Source organism: Seongchinamella sediminis, assembly GCF_003457605.1.
Classification (GTDB): Bacteria; Pseudomonadota; Gammaproteobacteria; order Pseudomonadales; family Halieaceae; genus Halioglobus; species Halioglobus sediminis.
Map to the genome: position 1 here is coordinate 62,796 of NZ_QRAN01000015.1, position 23,092 is coordinate 85,887.

The following is a 23,092-nucleotide window of genomic DNA, read 5'->3' on the forward strand; positions in this document are numbered from 1 at the left end:
AACCCCATGTCCAACGACCCCAATACCTCCCCCAGCGGCCTGTACGCATTCGCCGAATGCGAAGCCGTAGACATGCAAAACGGCGGCGTCCTGCTGATCGACAAATTCAGCGACGCCCAGCTCATGGTGGGTGGCCCGGTGGCCGCCAGCATGCCCCTGTGCCGGGTGTTCCGCACCCTGGAGCAGCATGCCCAGGTGCTCACCGCGTCTATCCCCGAGCTGGCGGGCCAGCAGGCGGACGTGATGAAAGTGCTCAACATGCTCAAGGACGCGGGCTTGATGACCACTGCCGAATCCGTCTGCGACCGGCTCAATGCCGAGGTACCGCCGCCCCTGGACCTGCCGCCGACCCGGGTATTCGCCATCACCTGTGATCGCCCCGCGGCGGTCAAGCGCTTGCTGGAATCCATGCTCCGGGCCGGCAACCTGAGCCGCCACGAGGCGCTGTTCCTGATCGACGACTCCCGCGACCCGGCCAATGCGGAACAGAACCGCGAGGCGGTGGAGGAGTTCAACCTCACCTGCCCGCGCAATATGCTCTATTTCGGCGCTACGGAATCAGCACAATTCATGGCCGAGCTCATCGCGCAGCAGCCCGCCGAGGAGGAGGCTATCCGCTTTCTGATCGACCAGGATAGATGGGCCGGAGAAAAAACCTACGGCCGGGCGCGTAATCTCACCCTGCTGCTCTCGGTGGGCTGTCGTGCCATCGTCATGGATGACGACGTGATCTGCGCCGCGGTGGAGTCTCCCCACAAAAAGCCCGGCCTGCAGTTTGGCCAGCTCGAGCGAGAGGCAGACTTCTACCTGGACCAGCAGGACATGCTCGCTCGCACCACCCGGGCCGAATTTGACCCGCTGACTCAACACGCCAGCTGCCTGGGCCTCTCCATGGGCCAGGCCATCGCCAAACTGGCGGACGGCCAGCCAGTCAAGCCCACCGACCTGGCCGGCGCCAACTCGGCCTACCTCAGCCTGTGGTCAGCGGATTCGCCGGTAATGGTCACCCAGAGTGGCGCCATGGGCGACCCCGGCACCCCGGGCACCGAGTGGATACTGACCCTGGACCCGGCCTCCAGCAAACGCCTCACCGAATTCTCCGGCGGCATTGAGGGCGCGCTGGCCAGCCGCACCTACTGGCTCGGACAGCCCCGGCCCACCTTTACCAAGATGTCGGTGATTTCCCAGGTCAGCGGACTGGACAACACCCATCTGCTACCGCCCTACTTCCCGGTATTTCGAGGCGAGGACTACCTGTTCGGCGCCATGACCGAATTCCTCCACCCCCACGCCGCCGTGCTCGAATACGACTGGAATGTGCCGCACCTGCCGCTGGAACCGCGGCACGGCAACCCCAATCCCCCGCCGCAGAGCGGCAGGGGCAAAATCAATATCAACAAGTACGTTACCGACCACACCGCATACCAGGCCGGCGTTTCCGCGGAGACGCGCCTGCAGGCCCTGGCAGCGCTGGCCGCCAAGCTGTCGGAGATGAGCGATCGCGACCTTATATCCCTGTTCCGCCGGGAGGTGGCCTACTGGCAGGCGGCAGATCTCAGCCGGCTGGCCCGCTTCCTCAATGACGGCAGCATCCGGGCGCCCCTCTGGCAGCAGTGGTTGCAGGAAAGCCTGGACACCATCGCCGCCGCCACCCAGGTGCCGGCCAGGGTGGCCGATATGTCCAGTCTGCCCGATGGCATGAGTGAGGGGCAGGCGCTTAACGCACTGCGTGAGCTCTGCGCAGGCTATGCCGCCAGCCTGTCCAGCTGGCAGGAGATTCGCGCCGCAGCCGGCGAGTGCTCCCGGCAGGCCCTGGGCCAGGCGATTAAGGGGAGCAGATGAGCAAGGCGGCAGTCAATCATGCTGCGGCAAAGAGCGATGCCTTATTGCTTCCGCAGGTTCTGGGACAGTTATTTCTTTGCTGCGTTCGCGAGCGTTAACGATTCCCGATACTGCGCAATAACCGTTCCCGGCTCGCCTTCCGCACAAATCTGTCCCTTATCTATCCAGATGACACGATCGCAAAGCGCCTTGACCTGAGCAAGCGAGTGCGAAACGAACACCACGGTTTGCTCACCGCAAATACGCTCTCGCATAGCCCGCTCCGCTTTTGCTCGAAACTCCGCATCGCCAACGCTCAGTATCTCATCCACCAGCAGAATATCGACATGCGTCAGTAACGCGGTGGTAAAACCCAGGCGGGATCTCATCCCCGCGGAATAGGTTTTAACGGGCTCTTCAAACGAGTCGCCCAGCTCCGAAAATGCCTTGATCTCTTCCAGATAGCCCAGTGCTTCCTGCCGGCTCGCGCCTTGTAGCATGGCAGAAAGCATCGCATTATCTCGACCACTGAGATCGACCTTATGCCCCAACCCGAGGGTAAGCAGCGACGCCGTTTTACCCGGAGTCCTGAAAATTTCTCCGCTGGTAGGCGAAAAAATTTCCGCCATGATCCGCAACATGGTGGTTTTGCCGACGCCGTTACGGCCAATAATTCCAAGAGTCTCATTTTCATACAACTTGAACGAGACCCGGTCGAGCACGTGATGAACACCATCGTCAAACGTGCCCTTGCTGGATTGGAAACCAAGAGACACATCCCTCAGTTCCAGCATTACCTGCCCATCCATATCCGTCATCAGGTCAACACCTTCAAGGCAAGATACTGCCCGTGGCGACGCATAAACTGAATGGCCAGAAATATCATTACAGCGGAGGCCAGGAAAATGGCGAAAAGATGGGCAATATCGGGACCATTATGGTGCATCAGGACCTGCCGATGAGCATCGATCATAAATGCCAGCGGGTTCAGGGTAAGCAGCAACTCGGTCTTCTCCGGGCTGCCAATCTCACGCACATCCCAGAAGATACCGGATGTGAACAGCAGGAAGGTCATGCCCAGGGGAATAAACTTCTGGAAATCCCGGACAATACACACCAGGCAGGCCCCCACCAAACCACAGGCAACAATCATCAGGTACATCACAAGGCACACTGGAATCATCCACAGCCAGGCAAAGTCAGGGTAGTGCCCAAACAGCGTCAGGATCAGGAACAGCAGGAGATAAACGGTAGACTGCCGATACAAACTTTCCTGAATGGCCGACATAGGCCACAGCGACTTGGGCATATTGATCTTGCCGACCAAACCCTGGCTGGCAACGATACTGCCGGACGCGTGCAGGACGGTTTTGGAGAACCAGATAAAAGCAAACTTGCCACAGGTGAGAAAGAGAATGAAATCGCCTGATTTCTTTCCGGAATCCAGAATCAGGTTAAACACGACAAAAAAAACGGCTACCCACATCAGCGGCTCGAGAAACCACCACAGAAATCCCAGCTTGAATTTCGAGGCATCGGCCTTGAGCAACATGCGGGCCTGCACGTCGATCAGGCTGAAATACTGGCGGAGAGTCATGCGTTTGTCTTGCTGCCTGGCTGAGATCGGGTTGGTCTGGACGGGCGGCAGTTTAGCAGATTTCTCATGGCTGATGGCGAGGCCGGTAGTAATCATACGAACCCCGGGTACAATGCGCCTATGGCAAAAAGACCCGGCACCCACATCCCCCGCAAACGCTTCGGCCAGAACTTCCTGACCGATCATAGCGTTATCGGCCGTATTGCCGATGCCATTGGGGCAGAGGAGCAGGACCACCTGGTGGAAATCGGCCCCGGCCAGGGTGCCCTCACCGAGATACTCGCCCCCACCGGCTGCCGGCTGGATGTCATCGAACTGGACCGGGACCTGGTGGCGGGGCTGCTGGCGGCGTTCAGCATCTACCCCGGGTTCAAGCTGCACAGCGCGGACGCCCTCAAATTCGATTTCGCCGCCCTGGCGACGGATGGCAAGCCCCTGCGCGTGGTCGGCAACCTGCCCTACAACATATCAACCCCGCTCATTTTCAAGCTGCTGGAGAACGCCGCCCTCATCGAGGACATGCACTTCATGCTGCAACTGGAAGTAGTGGAGCGGCTGGCGGCAGAGCCCGGCAGCAAAGCCTGGGGCCGGCTGGGCATCATGGCCCAGTACCACTGCGCGGTGGAACACCTGTTTGACGTTGCGCCGTCGGCCTTCAATCCGCCGCCCAAAGTGCAGTCTGCCATTGTCCGGCTCACCCCCAGGAAGGAGTTGCCCTGGGCACAGTGCCAGGAGGGACAATTGCGCCGGGTCGTCCAGGCGGCCTTTGCCCAGCGCCGCAAAACCTTGCGCAACAACCTCAAAGGATTTATAGAGGGGGAGGCGCTGGAGTCGCTGGGTATCGACCCGGGCTGCCGCGCGGAAACCCTGCAACTGAGTCAGTTCATCGAGATCGCCAACGCCATCAATGAATAAGCCCGAATTCAATCCCGCCCTGGTTGGGGTCAGTGTGGTCACCACTTACCTGCCCAGCCACTCCAACCCCGAGGACCGGCACTACACCTTTGCCTACACCATCACCGTGAGCAACGCCGGCGACCTGCCGGTGCAGTTGCTGTCACGGCACTGGCTGATTACTGACGCCAACAATGAAGTCCAGGAGGTCAGGGGCGAGGGCGTGGTGGGCGAACAGCCCATCATCCAGCCCGATTCCTCTTTCCGCTATACCAGCGGCGCTACCCTGGCAACGCCGGTGGGTTATATGGGGGGCAGCTACTTCATGGTGGTCAGGGAGCCGATGGCTGTGGACCCGGCAGAACTGCCGCAGTTCGAGGTACCTATTCCCGCTTTCACCCTGCACACCCCCACGGCCCTGAACTGATCTCATGGCCACCTACGCTGTCGGCGACATCCAGGGCTGCCTGCAACCCCTGAAGTGCCTGCTCAGGCAGGTCGACTTCGACCCCGCCAGGGATGTACTTTGGTCCACCGGCGATATTGTAAACCGCGGCCCCAAGTGCCTGAAAACCCTGCGTTTTCTTTACAATATGCGGGACAGCCTGGTGATGGTGCTGGGCAATCACGACCTGCATTTGCTGGCGGTAGCCGCCGGCGTGCGCCAGCCCACCAGCAGCGACACCCTGGACAAAATCCTGGCGGCCCCGGACCGCGAGGAACTGCTGAACTGGTTGTTACACCAGCCCCTGATCCACCACGAGCACGACCACACCCTGGTCCACGCCGGCATTCCACCCCAGTGGTCGGTCAAGAAAGCAATCAAGCTGGCCGGGGAGGTGGAGGCGGTGCTGCAGAGTGAACAGTGCACCGAGTTTTTCCGCCAGATGTACGGCAACGAGCCCGCGGTCTGGTCCGCTGACCTGAAGGGCATGGAACGTCTGCGCGTCATCACCAACTACCTCACCCGCATGCGTTACTGCACCAGCGAGGGCTGGCTGGACCTCGTTAGCAAGGGCCCCGAACCGCCCTGCAACGGCAAGAAGGTGTCTGCCTGGTTCAGTCACCCCAACCGCAAGACCCGGGACGACAAAATCATCTTCGGCCACTGGGCCTCGCTGGAGGGGCGCACCGACAGCCCCAACGCCATCGGCCTCGATACCGGCTGCGTCTGGGGGGGCGCCATGTCGCTGTACTGCCTGGAGACACAGCAGTGGAACCGCTGCCAATGCAGCAACGGTAAATGTCTGAAATAAGATCCGCCACTGGCCTGCTTTCCGGGCGCAAACTCGTTCCCCGGACGATTCCCTTTGATCTCGGCCTGCCAAAGCCGCCTGGGCAGCCCATTGGTAGAGAGAGGGTGCTCAGTACGGACATCCTGGCAGCCTCTAAGTAAGACCGCCGTCGTAAAAGCAAACGCCTCTCTCGACAGGCGGTTAATAGCCCTTATACTTCAGCTTACCCACCGGGATTTTGAATAGGCCACTGCGCCTTCCAATAATGCTTCTCGGTACCAAGGCACCCTGAAACCGACCAATGACTGCAACTAGCCGACGCCCGGAAACCGAGATCGACAACAAAGCATTGTGGTTGCTTGCCCTCAAGCAGGCATTAATCGCCCTTGGCATTGCCACCACCTTGCTAACCGTCGTTTACAGCCTCTGGTTTTTCGACTTCCACCCGGAATTTGAACGATTCCGTGCCACTGACGCCAAAACGGTAATCATCCCTGGCAGGCAATTTCGCCCTGTTTTTCCCGGCAAGGGTGGGGTATCTGGTGACTCGGCTATCATCCAGGAGCTTAAAGGCGATCGGGCGGCAATTGGCGTTAAAAGACGGTTTGACGCCGAGGATTACCCCTTTATTCAGATAAACCTGGAGGGGCTGACACGGTTCACCAATGCCTACATCTTCTGGCGCCTGGCGAGTGATCCAGAGGAGCTGTACTCACTGCCCCTGAATAGAACTGGCGATGGCGTTACCCAGGTTGCCATGGTCTATGGCGGAGAGAACTACAAGGGGAAGGTAGTGGAGCTTGTGGTGGCTTTTTTCGATGGACCGGCGCTCGGATTTTCGAACAACAATGACGTTCCCATCAAACTCGAAAGCCTGGAGCTATTGCCTATGTCTGCTGGCGCGGTAACACGACAGATTTTTGAAGACTGGACCAACCCTCCATTGTGGCAGGGTTACTCCAACAATATAGTGAGGGGCATTCACGCAAACGGGATGGTATTCCCCAATCTGGTGCTTAATCTGCTTGTTATAACATCGGCGGTGGCACTGGTGTTATTGAGGTTCAGCCCTGCCAGAAAATGGCTGGGGAATATTTCGACAGCCAGAACCGTTTTGGTCATCATCGCACTGTGCTGGGCGATGGGCGACTTTCTGCGCTGGCAGTGGCGCATCGAGCAACTTAGAGACACCCACCAGCGCTATAGTGGTTTACCGCTGGAAGAACGTATAAGAAATAACCCTATACGCTGCGCTCGGTTTCCGGATGACTGTAGGGCGGATTTGCTTCCCTACTTTTGAGTCCGGCTATAAATCGGGGGATTACCACATTTATTTTTCGCACAAAGTGACTTGTGCGCTCAAAATACCGTTGCCTCTTCCTGGCTGCAATAAGCAATCCTGTTAACCGGAGAAGTAACACACCCGTCGTTGTGCAGGTGGCCAAGGATTCTGTTTAGCACCGCCAACTGCTAACCACAACATTCAAACCACAAAAGGTACATCAGGGAAGAACATCGTGAACTAGTTATCTATCGAATTTTTAGGAACTATTGGTAACTCTCCATGACTGCCGAACAGCTTCGGCTCATAGAGTGCCAAACATACCAGAGCCGGAAACCACAACATAAAACGGCTATATCGGGTATCGTTTTGAGGAAGAGATGTACTATAGAAATCTGCAACAAACACTTGCACAGTGAGCAACAGAAGGATCAACGACCAGACCACAGTCAGAACAAAACCCTCGACGGAAAAAAATTGTACACCCCTGCTTATAGATAATATTGTTACCAGCACTAACACCGAGAAGAAGATCGAGTAGCTCGCATTATCTAGGAATGCTGTTTTGGCATTAGCAAATACATCGAGCGGTGAGTTGATATCCAGGATCATATATCTACCTATCGCGCCTACTACTACGTTTTCTCCGATCTGGAAACTTATGCCCAACATCGGGACCTCGTAGTAGGCGGCGCCCGGCAAGAGAATTGCCATCCAACTCGGGTGGTTCGAATTAGATAGTTGCCCTACCCTAATGGTTTTAGGCTTATATCCCTCTATTGCTACAGCAAAACTGCAACTCACGCTTTCTATGTGCACATCGTCAGGAGACAGTTTCAACGTTCGGAAGTCTCTGCCTGGGTATCTGGCTTGAACCCACCTAGAAGTCTTTAGGTTTGAACTGTCAACTGGGTGAATATCAATTAGAAATTTTTCATTGAACGCGGCTTTTGTACAGCCCCTCTTGGTAAAATTTAGTGACTCTTCGTTGAAGCGGACAGAGAACACCGAGTCAACTTTAGGTGATCCTGAATCAATGGAGAATACTAGTGCTACTATGCCAACTAAAGCAGCAAAGAAAACTTTTATGAACGGTATGTTTTTGCGGAAATAGGCAATTCCAGCAACCGCAAATATCGTGGCAGAAAAAATCACCCCAATGTTCTTGACTAACATCAGAGCAAGCAGGCTAACCAAGGTCAGAACAAGCACCTTCCAGCTACCTGATTTCAGATAAAGTGACGAGAGAGCCACCGATGCAACTATCGCTGCCGCCAGCCAGAGATCTGCGTACCCGAATAAGAGCCAGTGGTTTATAGCCAGTGGAGTCGACAACAACATAAGGATCGTTATCCCTTGAAGCTTGTAGTCCACTCTGTGAAACCTGGCATAACCAAGGCAGATTACTGCCAGTGATACATACGGAATCACTCCGAGCCAATTTGATGCAGCACCATCGCCAGTGTATGCAGTCCACAACCCCGAGAGCGCCATGAGGGCCGAAATTGTTAACGGGTGCCGCTGTTCATAGAAATATGCATTACTGTGTGTATCTTCCAGTTGAGCCGCAATGTTGAAGGCATGAACGAGCCAACTATCTAGCGAATCCCAGCCTTGCGCGGGAAGTCCGCTCCATTCATATAAAAATAGAAACAGCAACGAGGCAAATAGAATCGAGACCAATACAAAGTTTGGCGAAAGATATGGTCTTGTACTTCTTCCCCATACAAAAAATGCACCCAGTGCCAGAAGAGCGATGACACAAAGCGATGTATTTATATAGTAAATGACTATTTTCAAAGTTTCTGAAGAAATCAGTGCTGCCGTTGCTATGACATAACCAAGTAGGATATGGAAGATAACAAGCAATGCCCCGAATGCCACAGTAGTAACACCATGTATCTTCCTGGCTTCTGGAGAGATCACCAACAGATACGAGAGAATCCAAGGTAGCGCGAGATTGGAAATTAGAGCCACATAGATCAACTTAGAAACCTCCCAAACTCACCACTTTCCCCCAACCAAATATGGAGATATCAACTACTTATTACTCCAACACATTTTCGAACAGCCGAAAATATTCACTTCCTATCAGCTCCCATCGATAACGCCGAATGGCAATTTCCCGCATTGAAGCCCCTATATCCTTACTGAGCTCGCAATTCATTGCCTCAACTGCGACCTTCAATTCGCTGGCTGTCATAAAATATCTAGCTTTATTCTCGGTTGTAATACGGTTAAAACTACACCCATGTGCAAATACTGGAACTCCGAAATGCATCATTTCCACGAGCGAAGGATTTGTTCCCCCTGCAGAATGCCCGTGAATATAGGCGCTAGCTCTATCTCGAAGCCAACGGAGATGCTGGGGACTATAAACTGGATCTAGTAGATGCAGATTAGGCGCGGCCGAATATTGCCTGCGCAGAGCGCGCCCATAATCACTCTTATCCCAATTTCCGACGAAAACGAGCGGCTTGTTTGGCGTTCTGGCGAATGCGTCCAGAATCATAGCGATGTTGTTCTCAGGTTCTATCCGACAAAGCGCCAGCGCATAGCTTTCAGGCAGCTTCAATCCGGGTATCGCTGCCGGTGACGCAATTAAAGCGTGATCCCCACCATATGGGATGACTGTGCACTCTCGTCCATAGGATTGCCGCACATAGTCGGCAATCGCTGTGTTATCGGCCACCACCGTGTGAGACCACCGGACCGCTGCGCGCTCTGACAGTCGCAGTATTACGCGGACAGTTCTTGGCCATTTACCGCGCTTCCATTCTATCCCGTCAATGTTCGTCACGATCCGACATCTCGAAATTGCTCGAACCAGAGGAAGAGCTAGTGCACCAGAGACTCCAAGCAAAAGGATCACATCAGTACGACGCAGCACCGCATCGAGCAAAGACAGGATGTCGTAGGGAACGGACTGGGGCCCATTTGCGTCGAGACTGACATATCTTAGGTTGGCATGCCTGAACTTTGTGTATCGCTTACTAAGCACCTTGGAAGAACAATAGACACTCAGCGCTGCTTTTAGGTCATGGCTGGCGTGAAAGTGCACTAGGTTTTCAGCAAGCGTCTCAAATCCACCGTAACTTCCTGGCACGCCGACAGTACCAAGGATGCTCCATTTCGGCATGGAGGTCATTCGTCCCCGAGCTCTGCAAGTGCGCCGATCGTAGCGCGAAACGGGGTCTGCAATGCTGGGGGGAGGTCAAATTCTGCCTTGCGCTCAGGCTTTATCAGGACCTTCTCCGCATATTCGAGGAATACTGCATCATTAGTAAGCCCGGCAAACTCGGCAATCTGTTTGCACACTGTGGCCGGGCGGTCACACAAAGACTCGTAATGGACATGCATTACATCGTCAGGGTAGCTTTCGAGAAGGCGCATGCCCTCGCGCATTGTTACAATCCACTCAGTCGCAGCCATCAACTTTTGATCCTTGAGGTCGCGCAACATTCCGACATGCGGAGAGAGATCAGCATGCTCCGGAATGATCTGATTCACAAGCAAGTTCCATTTACGTCGGTTAACGCCCCACCAGTCATGGTTCTGGTCATCAACCTGCGTTCCCAACCTTGTAGACCAGTCATCGATCGAGCAGCAGGTGTCCCATCCATTGCGGGAGAGAAAAATGAATTTAGCGTCGGGAAAAATCTTGCGGACGAACGGCACGCGAAAAATTAGCTCCGGATATTTATCCACAATCCGCCTGGTCATGGAAAATCGCAGATAGGAACCATAAATGCGATGAGCTGCGCTCTTTAGCTCTGGAGAAACATCGACCGCGCCTAGGCGATAGCGCGCCGCATCCCGATGGTAACTACCGATGAGGTCCTCGTCATCTCGTAATGCGGCCCATATCGCCTTAGGCTCGTTTAAAAAACCGACGTCTTTATTCATCGACAATACTATACCTAGAATCGTCGTCCCAGAGCGTCCGGTACCAAGTATGAAAACTGGCGAACTGGGCGTACGCAGAATCGGCATGCGCTTTTGTAGCTCGAACAGAAAAAAGATAAGCGGATTTAGCCATTGCCCACGAGTAGTGAGGGGCCTACCCTCGAAGAATAAATAGGCAAGTAGGCGACTCCAAAGCCGTGAGGGACGTGCCCTGATGTATGATCTGTCAACTTGGGCGACCACGGGTTTGCCTTATCTAGTCGTAAAAACGACGCTTGAGCGAATGTGCAAGTTTTGGAAAACGTCTTACGTTCAGTGGAAGTGCGAGCACAACCTTCACAGGTAATATCATCAATGGAAGAATTAGCGAGGGCGAAAAGCGGCCATCATTCAAATAGTCGACATAATTAAGATTCGCCATTTGGTCCTTACATATCCATTCGCAGAGCAAGCGCTCGCTTCGCCGTATCCTACGAATTCTCCATACCTCGGCGCGCCCCGTATCGATACCCTTTTTGTTCGGAGAATCGTCCCCCGACGACGAGCCCATCTGAGGCACTTTCAGCATATTACTTTCGAATTCAATGCCGATAAATCTGCAGATTTTTTTTATCTCCCGTTCTGGCTTCGCAAGCAGGTCCTCAAAGCGAAGTGACATAAAACGCCTATCGTCAATAGCATCAGCGTATTCGACGCAACTTTTCCATAAGCGGCTGACAAGCCAAGGATGATAATTGCACCAGGCCCTTATCGCTTCACCTACCGGGATACTGCTACCGCCAAGAAACCGTCGCTTCCACTTCGAACGCTGTGAAAGCAACACGTCTCGCGGATCACGTGTCATATTTATGATTCTCGCATCGGGATACGCTCGAAGTATTTCCCTGGTGGCGAACAAATATCGCGGCGTCTGCTCGCAAGCTATCAGCCGATTTTTTTCGTAGTATTTCCTGTGACAAGAAGGCACGGTAAAGTTTCGCTGGTTTGAGGCTGGCCGCGCTCTCAATGATCTTTTGAGCATCTCGCTCATAACAGCCTTGTGAATACTCTGCAAAAAGGCCATGCCTCGAGCGCGTGAGAAGTTGCTCCAATATGTACAATGCTTGGGAATGGGGCCAATTTCGGTTGTTTGAAAACTCCTCAAGGCCTACTAATTCCTCGAAAAAGTGGAGCTCGCCGAACGTGTATACTTTGCTATTTAGTCCCAGTATTCGGCCCAACATAGTCGTACCACTACGACTATTACCCACAATGAAGACAATGGGATCAGTGTTCGGCACGAATCCTACCGCAGACGTCAGCGTATATTTCCTCCAATTTGGAAAGATGCAAGTTCTTAGAGAAATCGTTCCTTACACGCCCATATCCCGCGGCACCCATCTCAAGCGAGCGTTCGGGAGTGAGCTCATACATCCTGGCAGCAAGCTCATCAACGTCACCCACTTTGTAAGTGAAGCCGTCTATACCATCTCTGACTACTTCGGGAAACGCCCCTCGATCCGTGCAAATAACCGGGCGACCATGCGCCATCGCCTCAAGATTGTTCAAACCGAAAGTTTCATTTAACTCGGAAGGATTGATCAAAGCTCTACAATTGAGGTACAGGTGCCCAAGCGCATCCCCACTCTGCCGCCCCAACCATGTCACACTGTCTGAGACTCCAGCCTTATCTGCGATCATTCTCATCTCACCTTCAGCATCTCCTTCGCCTGCAATCAGCAAATTGATAGCTGAAGTACCCTGGCTGGAACGATAAAGCCGGTACGCTTGAATTAGAGTCCCAATGCCCTTACCGCTTGCTATACGCCCCACGTAAAGAAAGTAATCCCCGGCGCTGTTTGAGGGCCCCTCAACCTCGTGCGTGAAATTATAGAGCCGAATCACCTTCGCCCGATCAACACCCATGGAAAGAAGCTGGTGTGTCTGGAAATCGCTTACCGTCAGAAACCGGTCAATATGCCTTCTTGCGCCGTAATACTCAGAAAGAAACTGTTCGGTCGTGGACAAAGCCGAGCGCAGAAGACTCCCGCGATTACACTTGTGCTTAACAGCATTCCAATAATGACCATTTTTGCAGTCAGTACAAATAATCTGATCACGGAGCATGGTTTGCGCCGGGCAGACCAGCTTGTACTCATGAAGAGTCTGAACGATCGGAATGCCGGATTCTATGACGGGGCTTAAGATAGACGTTGTTAGCTGTCCGTAGTAAATATGCAGATGCACAATGTCGGGTTGGTACGTTGAAATGACTAGACGCACCACATCCCTTGCCTCAGTGTTGTAGAGGAAGCGAGCAATGTCCGGGGCAGTCGGGCGTGCGGAAGTGGACAAAGGTCTAAGCGCTACCTCAACCCTCATATCTGTATCTGTGTCGCGTGGATCTACTGGGGCTAGCGTGCGTACATCATGGCCTCTTTCTGAGAGGCCACGCGATACGTCCAGAAAATAACGGTCACTCCCGCCGCGAGGATAATGATAATTGTTAATGTGCAATATCTTCATCGCCAGAAAATCAGTCTTGGCATGTGACGAATAGAAATTGAATTTAGAGGAGCGGTTGCGAGATCATTCTTACATGCGAACTTAAATCTCTCGACAGCGCAAAATCTACCTGAAGCTAAGAGCTCTTCAAACACCGACATTATCAAGCCACGCAGAAGCCCGATATGACTCTGGGTCTTGAAACAGCTAAGTGCAGCCCTTTTCTCTGAAAATTTGCCTTTGACGACGAAATCCGCGCCTCTCGCGGTGAACGTCCACCATGTGCTGCGATACCAAACTAACCTCTCCGCTCCTACTAATTCAACCGCGACTTGTGCAATTGCTTTATGGTCTGGAGTTAGGTCGTTTGGTGCGGGAGCAAACACGAAGTCATGGTTTGCGACTTCCTTACTCATATGATCTCTCAGCTGCGGAGTATTCCCATTAACACGCCCGTCTGAAAATCCCCAATACTCAATCTCCGAAATACCGATCCGAGCCAGTGCGGTTCTTGTCTCCTCCTGCCGTTTTGCAGTCAGTGTTTGGTCGTCGTCATGAATAGTTACAACGACAATACGAATATGAGCATTGCCCACAAGCCGTTGCATAAGAAACCAGCAGCCAATTAATTCGTCGTCGTTGTGCGGAGCTATTACTAATATTTTTGATCCAAAAAGAAAGTCCATAGCTTCTACCAGCCATCACTGTTTACGCCGCTCCATTGAGTGGCTTTCAATGGTGATGTTGCATGCATAATTTCCAGCACCTCGCCCGGAAAACGTAAAGCGTAATCGATAAATGAAAACAACTATCAGAACAGAGCAGAATTTAATAGCCAACCCTGGCAGCCGGGTTGCAATACCCGATGCAAGAGCGCCAAGCAAATCACTCACCACAACCGCATATAAAATAGGCCAAAACAAATTGGACAAACGCTTGATCGCAAAGCTGTACAGAACAGCCACACTTAGACCGATAATTAGCGGTGCGAATAACACCATCGACGGACCGCCCGCCAACAATGCCTCCCCGACGATTGATGGATTGATGCCCGCGAGTTCTGGCATCGCATCAGCGTTGTGGTAAATCGAATTCTTCAAATCTACATTTTGACCTATCTGCTTGCCGGGCAATAACTTCTGGAAGTCGCCAAAGTAGCTAAAGTCGATGCTTCTAGCGCCATCCAAGTTTATGGAAATCAGCTCAGCTGCTTTGGTTCTCGCGCCAATCGTTATCCCTAGTTCATTCAAAACCCCATGAAACCCTTCATTCCCTCTTCGATAAGCGCCGAACCAAGACGCAACCGCAATTAATAGAATACCGTAGAAGCCGACAGTATAGTTGGAGAGTTTCAGCCTCTGAAAAAGACCCAGAAACACGACGTAAGAAATTAAGTTTTTAATGAGTAAACTACGGAAGCCGATCACTGCCATAGTCAAAAGTGAGAGCAGAAAAATTATATGGGCAATTTGAACGCGACGTTTATCACCCCTAATTATCCCGTCGGCTAAGATCGCAATTGCTGTAATCGGCACGAGGCCATACACCACATTTAGATGGCCCAACCCGGAATAGAAACCCACTTTAGCTTGATCAATGTCGTGAGCGAGGATTGGAACGCCCTTGATTCCGATCATCATAAAGAACGCCATAAATCCAACAAACGCCAATCCATATAACAGTTTTACATTCGGGGAGCTTTTGAGTGACTGAAAACGCCTCTTTATCATCGGAGCACATCCATATTGACCTACGAGGATGCCAATCGAAAGGCCTAAGAATCCGGTGACAACATGTATTGCGACTTCTGACGCTGGCGCGCGACCATAGATAATCTCGAATGCAAACAAGCCTACCAAGAAAATAAATACGTAGACGTACGGGAACAGAAACAAGGGGCTATAAAAAGGAGCCTCTAACTTTAAAAAAAGAAAAATAAAGACAACTAACAGCACTGCGAAGAAGAGCATATCTAGGACAGCGTGATCAGGCACTAGTGAAAATATGGAGAGGGATGCTGAGCCCGTCGCAACTAGAAGTGCGATTAATAAAAGGCCCCGCTCGATTGCTATTCTCACGACTTCTAGCTGCTATTGGAATGAGCGTGCGACATGATACGTTGAGCCAGCGCGGGTGGAACTTCGAAACTCTCAATGCGCTCACTGCGTACCAGCGCGCGTTTCGTTGCAACCCCAATGGGCCGCACAATAGAAATTAGCCGCGGTGAAGGCTTGACAAGATAATTGAACGCGGCACGAGCACGGTAATAAACACGAGAGCTTCTGCCCGCCCGCTCCCCAGTAGAAACATTTCGGGGAGCAAAGTCGAAAGCATCGTAAAATTTTGGATCAAGACCTGAAAAGGCACAGATTTCCTGGATAGTCCCCCTTGGATCGTTTCTAATATCGGAAAAATCCTTTACCAAGTATCGTCCTGCGAAACACCTCTTAAAGATAGGCAAATATTCTCCAACCCGGTTTTGCTCTAATGCTCGAAGGTGTATTGGTGTTCGTTCGGTGACCGCATTCGATAGCTGATATTCCACATAGTCCTCGAACGTCATACCTTTTTCGAGTCGCCCAATCTGCGCTGCAAACTTGTACCAGGAAACGGTTCTCTCTACAGGATCTCTAACGATAAAAACAATTCTTGAATTGGGCAAAACAGCAGAGATGTTCGATGCGTTCTTGCAATATAGGTAGTCGGGAGTGGCATCGAGTAGCGTCTTATCTGAGGTGGGGTTTCTGAAAAAACTCAGATATTCGCGCCCATTCTGCCCGTTGTACCGAGCCCCACTCGGAAGCGGATACTTTTCGTCAAGAAAGAATCGAACCTCTTTGACTCGAGATGGTTCTATTCCGGGGTGTTGCGACAACCAGTGGAACAGAGAAGATGTTCCTGCTTTCGGCTGACCACCGATGATCAAAGTTTTGTTTACCAATGACATCAGGGTTTCCCTTGACCCGGCGCAATAATAAGCACGCCAAGCCTTACATACACCATAAAGCTTGCGTAGATGTTCGTAGCAGCAACGGCAACTGCACTAGAGATCGAGGCGCCTATTACGCCATTCTGAGGTATCAGCAATACTGCACAAGCTATCATCAGCAACATCGATAAGATCGCTGCGTTACGGACGTCTTGCTCATGACCCGTCATGATCAGCAGATACACTACCGATCCTGTCATCACGTTCACCGCCTGTCCCGCTGCCAAGATTGCCAGCGCCGTGCCGCCCTTGCTGAACTCCGGACCAAAAAGCCCCATCACCCAATCCCCCGTAAAAATCAGCAATACAAATAGCGGACTTGCGGCCAGCGTTGTCAGAAGGACAAAGTGACGGGCCAGGTTGCCCAGCATCTCGAGCTCTCCATGCGCGTGCAACTCCGCGAATTTCGGCGCGATTACCGTGTTAACGGCTGTCAGAAAGAAAGTCACCAGCATGGCCACTCGCGTGGCCGCGCCAAAGATCCCGACCTCATCCGCCGTTCCCCATATGCCCAGCAGTAACAGCGGTGTCCATGGAAGTATACCGCGGTTTATGATCGATATGGCCCAGAGCGGTAGACAGCTTTGCCACAGCGTAGCGCGCTCGAACCATGGCGAGTTAGCCTCGACGTTGGCCACGTTGCCGCGCCACATCGCCCAGCCGATCGCCGCGGCGGCACCAGTGCCAAGCACATAGGCCATCGCCGCACCTGGCGCACCAAAGTGGTTCACCAATGGCCAAATCAACGTTAGCGAGATAGCGGGATACAGCATGCCCGAGACCAGCATCGAGTTACCGATGCGCTTGAGGCCCTTGAGGCTCTCTGCTAGCAAGGTCATCGTAACGAGGGTGAAGATACCTGCGCTCATAGCCCAAAGCGTGGAGGTGAGCAAAGGCTCCCCGAAGACATGGTCAGCAATCCAGGGGGCAAGGGCAAATACCGCGCTCGCCGCCGCTAGGCTGGTGGCCGCTGCCAGCCACATACCCATACGGAATACGCCTAATACCTTGTTCCAGTCCCCGCTGTTCGCCCCCAAGGCGACGAAACGCAAAAGCGTGTTGTCAAGGCCGAGTTTGGAGACGACGGCGCCTATGGTGACCACTGACAGGGCAAGGAAATAGAGGCCTGCACCCTCGGCCCCGAGCAGGCGACCGATCACGACATTCAGCGCAAAAGCCAAGCCCGCGCCTATGCCGCGCAATACAAATGCGAGTGACGCGCCCCTAAATACCTCAAAGAAATGCGTATTAGGCATTCATCCCTACTTTACGCTAGTCACTGCCGAAAGTGGCCATCGCCACTAATCTACTTACCGTTACTCATGCCAGCAGCGTCTATCGTTTTTGGGTGGGAACGCAAGACGACTAGAATCACTTCGACGCGAAGCATGGATGCAAAAGGTGTGCTTGCTGTGACATAACGTGTTCGATACCAAGAATTATCATTCCCTAAGGACCAACCTCTCGCTGCAGGGCTTCGATTTCCACTTTCAATGCCTCGTATTCCCGCAACTTCCTTTTCAGGAATAGGGAAGTCAACCGGGTTTTTGCCGTTATACCCCTGGGGGTGAGCAGATAGGCGTAGCGCAATTTATTCTCGTTGCGACCGAAACCCTCCATCTTAACCCAACCCTTTTCCACCAAGGCCTTGAGGCAATAGTTGATCGCCCCCAAACTGACGCCGAGCCTGCGCGCCAACTCGCGCTGGGTAATATCCGGTGTCTCCTCGAGTTCCCGAAGGACTCGCAGGTGCGATTCAGAAGAGGTCAAGGGTAACTACACGGGTAATTGGCGTTTGATGGGGAAAATGGTTGTTTTAGTTTCGGGCAGGCTACCGCAGGACATACACTGCTTTTCGCAAAAGCCGGGCTATCCTCAGGGTCGTGTATATGGCATGAACACTCACGGCGTTCAGCCAATGAACACCCTACATTCTCCCTGGCCAGAAGGCAAGATTTAATGTGCGCTGCCCAGTTGGTCCAACTGCAGCACAACGGGCAATTTGCGCCCCATCAGGCTCAGCAGCAACTCCACACGGTCTGAGTCCTTTTTCATCTGGTAGATTCCGTCCAACCCGGCAAAGGGCCCCTCAAGAACCGGCACCCGGTCACCGGGCCGATAAGCGGCACCATCTAGCTCCGCAGTCGCATGGTCGCCTTGTTGTTGCGCTTGCAGGAAATCGATAATGCCGGGGTCCACCTCAGCCAGTTTGGCGCCAAATTGCACCAGATTGACGACGCCCAGCGTCGAACGAACCCTGGCAATGTCCTGCTCACCCAAAGTGACCGCCAGAAACAGGTACCGCGGGAACAACGGCCCATTGAACCACTGCCATCTATTCTGCCGCCGCTTGCGCTGTCGCAACTCAGGTAGAAACACCTCGAAGCCCTGGCGCTGCAGGTTGGCAGCGGCCATCGCTTCTTGACGAGGCTTGGTATGAACCGCCAGCCAGATCAAAGCAGCAGGGTTCGTCTTGAAGTGATCCATCAAAGTCAACAACTAATATCAAATTCTGAATAGACAGGGAAGGCTATCGGGCGAACAGGTCGGGCTTCCTTAGCTGACGCCCATTCTATATCATCTACCGTTTTGCAAACAGGGACGCTTGCCGCCGGATGTCTCCACTACTGCAACAGGCGCTGGTTGCTTTCGCATCAACTCTGGTGCTCATTTATTTGCTGGCCAGGCTGGCACCCAAAATAGGCTTGGTGGACGAGCCCGACCATCGCAAAACCCACCGAGGGAGCGTACCGCTGGTGGGGGGTATGGCCATCTACTTGTCCCTCGCGCTGGGTGCACTGCTGTGGGGGGACAGTAACGCTTCAATGGTGACATCGGGCGGGGATCTCGCTGTTTTTCTGGTTGCGGGCGGTGTATTGGTGTTGCTGGGAGCTGTGGATGATCGACAGCACGTCAGCGTCTTTACCCGAGTTATCGTCGAGATCGTCGTTGCCTTGATTCTTATCGAGGGGCTCGATCTGAAGGTTAGCAACCTCGGAGACTTGCTGGGCACCGGACATATCCAGCTCCCACCTGAGCTGGCTTACCCATTCACTGTTGTCTGTATTTTTGGAGTCATCAATGCGTTTAATATGCTGGATGGCATGGATGGACTGCTCGGCCTCATGGTTCTCATCACCCTGATGGGCTTTCATCTATTCAGCGGCGTGTCGCCCGGTTTCGTCAGCATCTTTATCGCCGCTTCACTGCTGGCGTTCCTGGTGTCCAACCTGAAGCTGTCGCCTTATATTCCGAAGACATTCCTCGGAGACGCCGGCAGCAAGTTACTCGGGTTTATCGTTGTGTCGCTGATTCTGGCGGCGGCTTCAGCCCAGATAGGCGGTCGCAAGTTCATCGATCCGGTCACGGCGCTATACCTGATCGGCCTGCCGCTGTTCGACATGGTCTTCTGCTCACTGCGTCGAGTCTCTGCTCGCCGCTCCCCCTTCAGCTCAGACCGCACCCACGTCCACCACCTGATGCAGCAACTGGGCATGAGCAACCGGCGCTCACTCATGGTGCTTGGCACTATGGGCCTGTCGTCCCCACTCCTGGGCTTCTTGCTCAGCCGTTCAGGGGCCAGCGTGTCCTACCAGTTTTTCATTTTCCTCGCCTGTTTTGTCCTTTATTGTGTGTTAATGAGCCAGGCCTGGAGAGTGGCCGAAAGCGTTAAAACACTGGAAATGAAAGCCAAACCGTTAAAACTGGCCGTGGAGACGCGGCGCAAATCTGCCTGAATCGGCACCTATTCAAAGGATTGAGGCGCATTAATGCCCAGCACTCAGCAAGATAATGGCGTTGGCCCGTATCAATACTGTCGTGATGACGAAATCGACCTCTTCGAGTTGATGGAGGGCCTCTGGCGGCAAAAATGGCTTATCGCCGCGTTTATCTGCGCCAGTGCCTTGGCTGCAGTGGTTGCCGTGTTTGCCATGTCGCCCAGCTATCGGGCAGAGGCCTTTATCCGTGTACCGCTAAAGAGCCAGATAAGTGAAATCGCAGACTACCGGTCAGAGACGTCTGACCAGCTACCGCTGAACAGCAAGGAAAGCAAATCCGAAGAGCCAAGCTTGATCGAGCTTAACCCCACACTGGCCTTGCAACGGGTAGAGGAAGAAATCCTCTCGTTGAATATCCGGCGGAGGGTCTTCGATAATAATATTGACGAACTTCTCTCGGGCACTATTGCTGATGATGACGCGCTCAACACAGCGTTTTTAAACGGCTTCAACCCTGCATTGACGCTGACCACGCCCAGCAGGGCTGGAAATATCAAGGACGAGGGCCGGCGCACGGTAGCGTTTGAACACTCGGATCCAAAGCTGGCCGCTGCCATTGTCAACGAGCTGATAGAAACCGCCAGCGCCTCGGCCAAAGCCAACCTGATCGTTGAATTCAAATCGCTGGTATCTTCGCGCATTGCCCAACTGACAAAGCAGCTGCAACAGAAGACTGACAACCAGGCGCTACAGGACGGTGACCAGATAGCGCAACTCATGGAGCAGGACCGACTGAGGAAATTACAGCTTGAAGATGAAATTGCCGCGATGAAAGCGATGGCGGCAAAGGAACGGCAGGATCAAATTATACGGCTTGAGGAAGCACTGGCTGTTGCCAGGGATCTGCAGATCACTGAGCCCACCACCCTGGCCGTTATGGCGCAGCGTCGGGCTGGCAGCGGTGGTTCCGTGGCAGTTACTGCCGATTTATCTCAGGTCAGCGAGCCAATCTACCTCAAAGGCACTCGCGTACTGAGCGCTGAACTAGCCGCCCTGAGGGCGCGCGAGTCAGATGATCAGCATATCCCCGAACTGAGGCAGCTCGAGATGGAACTGGCGCTGCTTGACTCCAACCGCAAAATCGAAGTCCTCAAAGCCAGAGAAGATTTTGCCCCCTTCATCGACGGTGCCTGGGAACTGCGAGAAGAAATCAGTGAACTCGAAGGCCTGCTTTTTCAGAATTTTGACGGCTTGTCACTGATGCGTGTTGACCAACCCGCGGTTGTGCCCACCAGTCCAATCAAACCGCGTAAATCTCTCATACTGTCAGCCGCACTGGTCGCAGGAGGCATGCTCGGCGTGTTCGTGGCCTTAATTCGCAATGCTGCAATTGCCCGGCGAGAACGGCTGGCTGTGCCGGATTGATTCGGCAAATTTTACCGAATCTTGGACCCCGGCGTGTAGTGCCAGCCTGCTCTTGCTTCGAAATCGGCCGGCCATCAAGATGGTAAGTGCCAGCACTAAATAGAGCCGTTAGACTGCCCCCATGCAAACCTACCTCGTAGGCGGCGCCGTCCGCGACACCTTGCTCAACTATCCTTTCCACGAGCGGGACTGGGTGGTAGTGGGCGCCAGCCCCCAGGAGATGCTCAGCCTGGGCTACCAGCAGGTCGGCAAGGACTTCCCGGTGTTCCTCCACCCCAAAACCAAGGACGAATACGCCCTGGCCCGCACCGAGCGCAAGTCCGGTCACGGCTACACCGGCTTTGAGGTGCACTGTGACCCGGACGTGACCCTGGAAGAGGACCTGCGGCGGCGGGACCTGACCATCAATGCCATTGCGCAAACGGAAGATGGCGATTATATCGACCCCTATGGCGGCCGGCAGGATATTGAAGACAGGCTGCTGCGCCATGTCTCCGAGGCCTTTGTCGAGGACCCCCTGCGGGTGCTGCGCACGGCCCGTTTTGCCGCTCGTTACCACCACCTGGGCTTCAGCGTTGCGCCAGAAACCATGGACCTGATGACGAAAATCGTGGCCCAGGACGAACTGGCCCACCTCCCCGCCGAGCGCATCTGGGTGGAGCTGGACAAGGCGCTCGGCGAGCGCCATCCAGAGGTATTCGTTGAGGTACTGCGCAACTGCGGTGCGCTGGCCCAACTGCTACCCGAGCTGGAAGCCTTGTTCGGTGTACCTCAGACTGCAAAGCATCACCCGGAAATTGATGCCGGCATTCATACCCTCATGGTGGTGCAACAGGCGGTGCGGCTCAGCGAGCAGAAAGATGTTCGCTTTGCCGCCCTGCTGCACGACCTGGGCAAGGGCATTACCCCGAAGGACCAGCTTCCCAGGCACATTGCCCATGAAAAGCGCGGTATCAAGCTGGTGAAGCAGGTGTGCAAACGGCTGAAGGCGCCCAACCAGTACCGCGACCTGGCCCTGAAGGTGTGCGAGTTCCACCTCTTGTGCCACACCGCGAGGGAGTTGCGCGGCAGGACGCTGTTGAGGCTGCTGCACAATACCGATGCGCTACGCCGACCCGAGCGCTTCGAGGCATTCCTGCTGGCCTGCGAGGCGGATGCGCGCGGCCGGCTGGGCAGTGAGGATGCGCCCTATCCGCAGGGGGATTACCTGCGGCGGGCCAGGATTATTGCCCTGGGCGTTTCCGCGGAGATTTTTCCCGGGACGGAGGGCAAGGAACTGGGGGAGGCTATTGCGGCGGAGCGGATTCGACGGCTGGAGGGGTTGAGGGATAGCGCCGGCTGAGTTGCTGGCCTAGTACCCCAACAGTTTCGAGATAGCCGGGATCACGGTGCTGGCAGCGATGGCAGCCAGCATCCAACCGTGAACATTGAGCCGATTCTCCAATTTGGCAAAACGGGCGTTGAATTTTGCCTCCAATCTGGCTTCCTGCTCGCCCAAACGCGCATCAAGGTAATCTTTGGTGACCACACTATCCACGTTGAAAAGGAATGCTTCTGCCATGAGCTCTGCCTGTACCTCTGCCTGACGGTCGGGCACGCCGGCTTCTATCAGCCTGCGGGCGAACTTCAGTGTATCAAAGGCAATGGCAGCCATGGTAGTGGCTCCGGAAGAGGCGAGTTGATCGCATTTTCACCAGTTTGTCGGCGCGGTGGAACATCAAAAGCGACCAAGGACAGACT

General features: G+C 53.9%; 22 protein-coding genes and 1 pseudogene. 8 read left to right on the forward strand and 15 right to left on the reverse strand.

The annotated features are described in order from the left end of the window. Nucleotides 1-6 precede the first annotated feature (6 nt). Complete coding sequence (locus DWB85_RS13900; RefSeq protein ID WP_117955756.1) at nt 7-1,842, forward strand: hypothetical protein; 1,836 nt, start codon at nt 7-9, stop codon at nt 1,840-1,842. Between the two features lie 68 nt (nt 1,843-1,910). Here the strand turns inward: DWB85_RS13900 and DWB85_RS13905 are convergent, their stop codons facing one another. Then, a complete protein-coding gene (locus tag DWB85_RS13905) occupies nt 1,911-2,639 on the reverse strand; it encodes an ABC transporter ATP-binding protein (RefSeq protein WP_239017335.1) in 729 nt (242 codons plus the stop codon). Further along, complete coding sequence (locus tag DWB85_RS13910) at nt 2,639-3,514, reverse strand: ABC transporter permease (RefSeq protein WP_239017336.1); 876 nt, start codon at nt 3,512-3,514, stop codon at nt 2,639-2,641. The genes DWB85_RS13905 and DWB85_RS13910 overlap by 1 nt, the downstream gene beginning before the upstream one ends. A gap of 24 nt (nt 3,515-3,538) precedes the next feature. Here DWB85_RS13910 and rsmA point away from each other — a divergent pair, with 24 nt between their 5' ends. From rsmA to DWB85_RS13930, 4 genes are all read left to right on the forward strand, one after another. Then, nucleotides 3,539-4,333 carry a 16S rRNA (adenine(1518)-N(6)/adenine(1519)-N(6))-dimethyltransferase RsmA gene (rsmA, locus tag DWB85_RS13915; protein ID WP_117955758.1) on the forward strand — a complete coding sequence of 265 codons (795 nt, stop codon included), beginning with the start codon at nt 3,539-3,541 and terminating at the stop codon, nt 4,331-4,333. Further along, the gene (apaG, locus tag DWB85_RS13920; RefSeq protein WP_162846132.1) at nt 4,326-4,739 is read left to right on the forward strand and encodes a Co2+/Mg2+ efflux protein ApaG; all 414 of its coding nucleotides are present in this window, start codon (nt 4,326-4,328) and stop codon (nt 4,737-4,739) included. The genes rsmA and apaG overlap by 8 nt, the downstream gene beginning before the upstream one ends. A gap of 4 nt (nt 4,740-4,743) precedes the next feature. Further along, on the forward strand, nt 4,744-5,568 hold the full coding sequence (locus tag DWB85_RS13925; protein ID WP_117955761.1) for a symmetrical bis(5'-nucleosyl)-tetraphosphatase: 825 nt from the start codon (nt 4,744-4,746) through the stop codon (nt 5,566-5,568). A gap of 280 nt (nt 5,569-5,848) precedes the next feature. Continuing rightward, nucleotides 5,849-6,847 carry a hypothetical protein gene (locus DWB85_RS13930; protein ID WP_117955764.1) on the forward strand — a complete coding sequence of 333 codons (999 nt, stop codon included), beginning with the start codon at nt 5,849-5,851 and terminating at the stop codon, nt 6,845-6,847. Between the two features lie 222 nt (nt 6,848-7,069). On the opposite strand, the gene DWB85_RS13935 is transcribed toward DWB85_RS13930, so the two are convergent. From DWB85_RS13935 to nusG, 12 genes and pseudogenes are all read right to left on the reverse strand, one after another. Beyond that, nucleotides 7,070-8,806 (reverse strand): hypothetical protein, encoded by a 1,737-nt coding sequence (locus tag DWB85_RS13935; protein WP_133300624.1) that lies wholly within the window; start codon nt 8,804-8,806, stop codon nt 7,070-7,072. Between the two features lie 70 nt (nt 8,807-8,876). Beyond that, nucleotides 8,877-9,977, reverse strand: a complete 1,101-nt coding sequence (locus DWB85_RS13940) for a DUF1972 domain-containing protein (RefSeq protein WP_205422745.1) — start codon at nt 9,975-9,977, stop codon at nt 8,877-8,879. After that, on the reverse strand, nt 9,974-10,822 hold the full coding sequence (locus tag DWB85_RS13945; RefSeq protein ID WP_205422746.1) for a sulfotransferase family protein: 849 nt from the start codon (nt 10,820-10,822) through the stop codon (nt 9,974-9,976). The genes DWB85_RS13940 and DWB85_RS13945 overlap by 4 nt, the downstream gene beginning before the upstream one ends. Nucleotides 10,823-10,991: 169 nt before the next feature. After that, nucleotides 10,992-11,798, reverse strand: a complete 807-nt coding sequence (locus tag DWB85_RS13950) for a sulfotransferase family protein (RefSeq protein ID WP_117955880.1) — start codon at nt 11,796-11,798, stop codon at nt 10,992-10,994. After that, a pseudogene (locus DWB85_RS19980) lies at nt 11,749-12,015 on the reverse strand (sulfotransferase); the annotation flags it as partial. The gene DWB85_RS13950 and the pseudogene DWB85_RS19980, both read right to left, overlap by 50 nt. Then, nucleotides 12,002-13,240 (reverse strand): glycosyltransferase family 4 protein, encoded by a 1,239-nt coding sequence (locus DWB85_RS13960; protein WP_117955774.1) that lies wholly within the window; start codon nt 13,238-13,240, stop codon nt 12,002-12,004. The pseudogene DWB85_RS19980 and the gene DWB85_RS13960, both read right to left, overlap by 14 nt. Then, nucleotides 13,237-13,905, reverse strand: coding sequence for a PIG-L deacetylase family protein (locus DWB85_RS13965; protein ID WP_117955777.1), 669 nt, complete (start codon nt 13,903-13,905; stop codon nt 13,237-13,239). The genes DWB85_RS13960 and DWB85_RS13965 overlap by 4 nt, the downstream gene beginning before the upstream one ends. A 15-nt stretch (nt 13,906-13,920) precedes the next feature. Beyond that, nucleotides 13,921-15,297, reverse strand: a complete 1,377-nt coding sequence (locus tag DWB85_RS13970; RefSeq protein WP_117955779.1) for a hypothetical protein — start codon at nt 15,295-15,297, stop codon at nt 13,921-13,923. Between the two features lie 5 nt (nt 15,298-15,302). Next, the gene (locus DWB85_RS13975) at nt 15,303-16,166 is read right to left on the reverse strand and encodes a sulfotransferase family protein (RefSeq protein WP_117955781.1); all 864 of its coding nucleotides are present in this window, start codon (nt 16,164-16,166) and stop codon (nt 15,303-15,305) included. Continuing rightward, nucleotides 16,166-17,464 carry an oligosaccharide flippase family protein gene (locus DWB85_RS13980; RefSeq protein WP_117955784.1) on the reverse strand — a complete coding sequence of 433 codons (1,299 nt, stop codon included), beginning with the start codon at nt 17,462-17,464 and terminating at the stop codon, nt 16,166-16,168. Before DWB85_RS13980 ends, DWB85_RS13975 begins: the two co-directional genes overlap by 1 nt. A gap of 193 nt (nt 17,465-17,657) precedes the next feature. Further along, complete coding sequence (locus DWB85_RS13985; RefSeq protein WP_117955786.1) at nt 17,658-17,978, reverse strand: MarR family EPS-associated transcriptional regulator; 321 nt, start codon at nt 17,976-17,978, stop codon at nt 17,658-17,660. Between the two features lie 186 nt (nt 17,979-18,164). After that, on the reverse strand, nt 18,165-18,695 hold the full coding sequence (nusG, locus tag DWB85_RS13990) for a transcription termination/antitermination protein NusG (RefSeq protein ID WP_117955788.1): 531 nt from the start codon (nt 18,693-18,695) through the stop codon (nt 18,165-18,167). Nucleotides 18,696-18,823: 128 nt separating this feature from the next. Between nusG and DWB85_RS13995 the strand changes: the two genes are divergently transcribed. The 3 genes from DWB85_RS13995 to DWB85_RS14005 all read left to right on the forward strand — a co-directional run bounded on the left by DWB85_RS13995 (nt 18,824) and on the right by DWB85_RS14005 (nt 22,694). After that, the gene (locus DWB85_RS13995; RefSeq protein ID WP_117955790.1) at nt 18,824-19,945 is read left to right on the forward strand and encodes a hypothetical protein; all 1,122 of its coding nucleotides are present in this window, start codon (nt 18,824-18,826) and stop codon (nt 19,943-19,945) included. A 33-nt stretch (nt 19,946-19,978) separates the two neighbouring features. Then, a complete protein-coding gene (locus DWB85_RS14000) occupies nt 19,979-21,352 on the forward strand; it encodes a Wzz/FepE/Etk N-terminal domain-containing protein (RefSeq protein WP_117955792.1) in 1,374 nt (457 codons plus the stop codon). Nucleotides 21,353-21,473: 121 nt separating this feature from the next. Continuing rightward, nucleotides 21,474-22,694, forward strand: coding sequence for a multifunctional CCA addition/repair protein (locus DWB85_RS14005; protein ID WP_117955795.1), 1,221 nt, complete (start codon nt 21,474-21,476; stop codon nt 22,692-22,694). Nucleotides 22,695-22,703: 9 nt separating this feature from the next. Here the strand turns inward: DWB85_RS14005 and DWB85_RS14010 are convergent, their stop codons facing one another. Beyond that, nucleotides 22,704-23,006, reverse strand: a complete 303-nt coding sequence (locus DWB85_RS14010; RefSeq protein ID WP_117955798.1) for a CCDC90 family protein — start codon at nt 23,004-23,006, stop codon at nt 22,704-22,706. Nucleotides 23,007-23,092 lie beyond the last annotated feature (86 nt).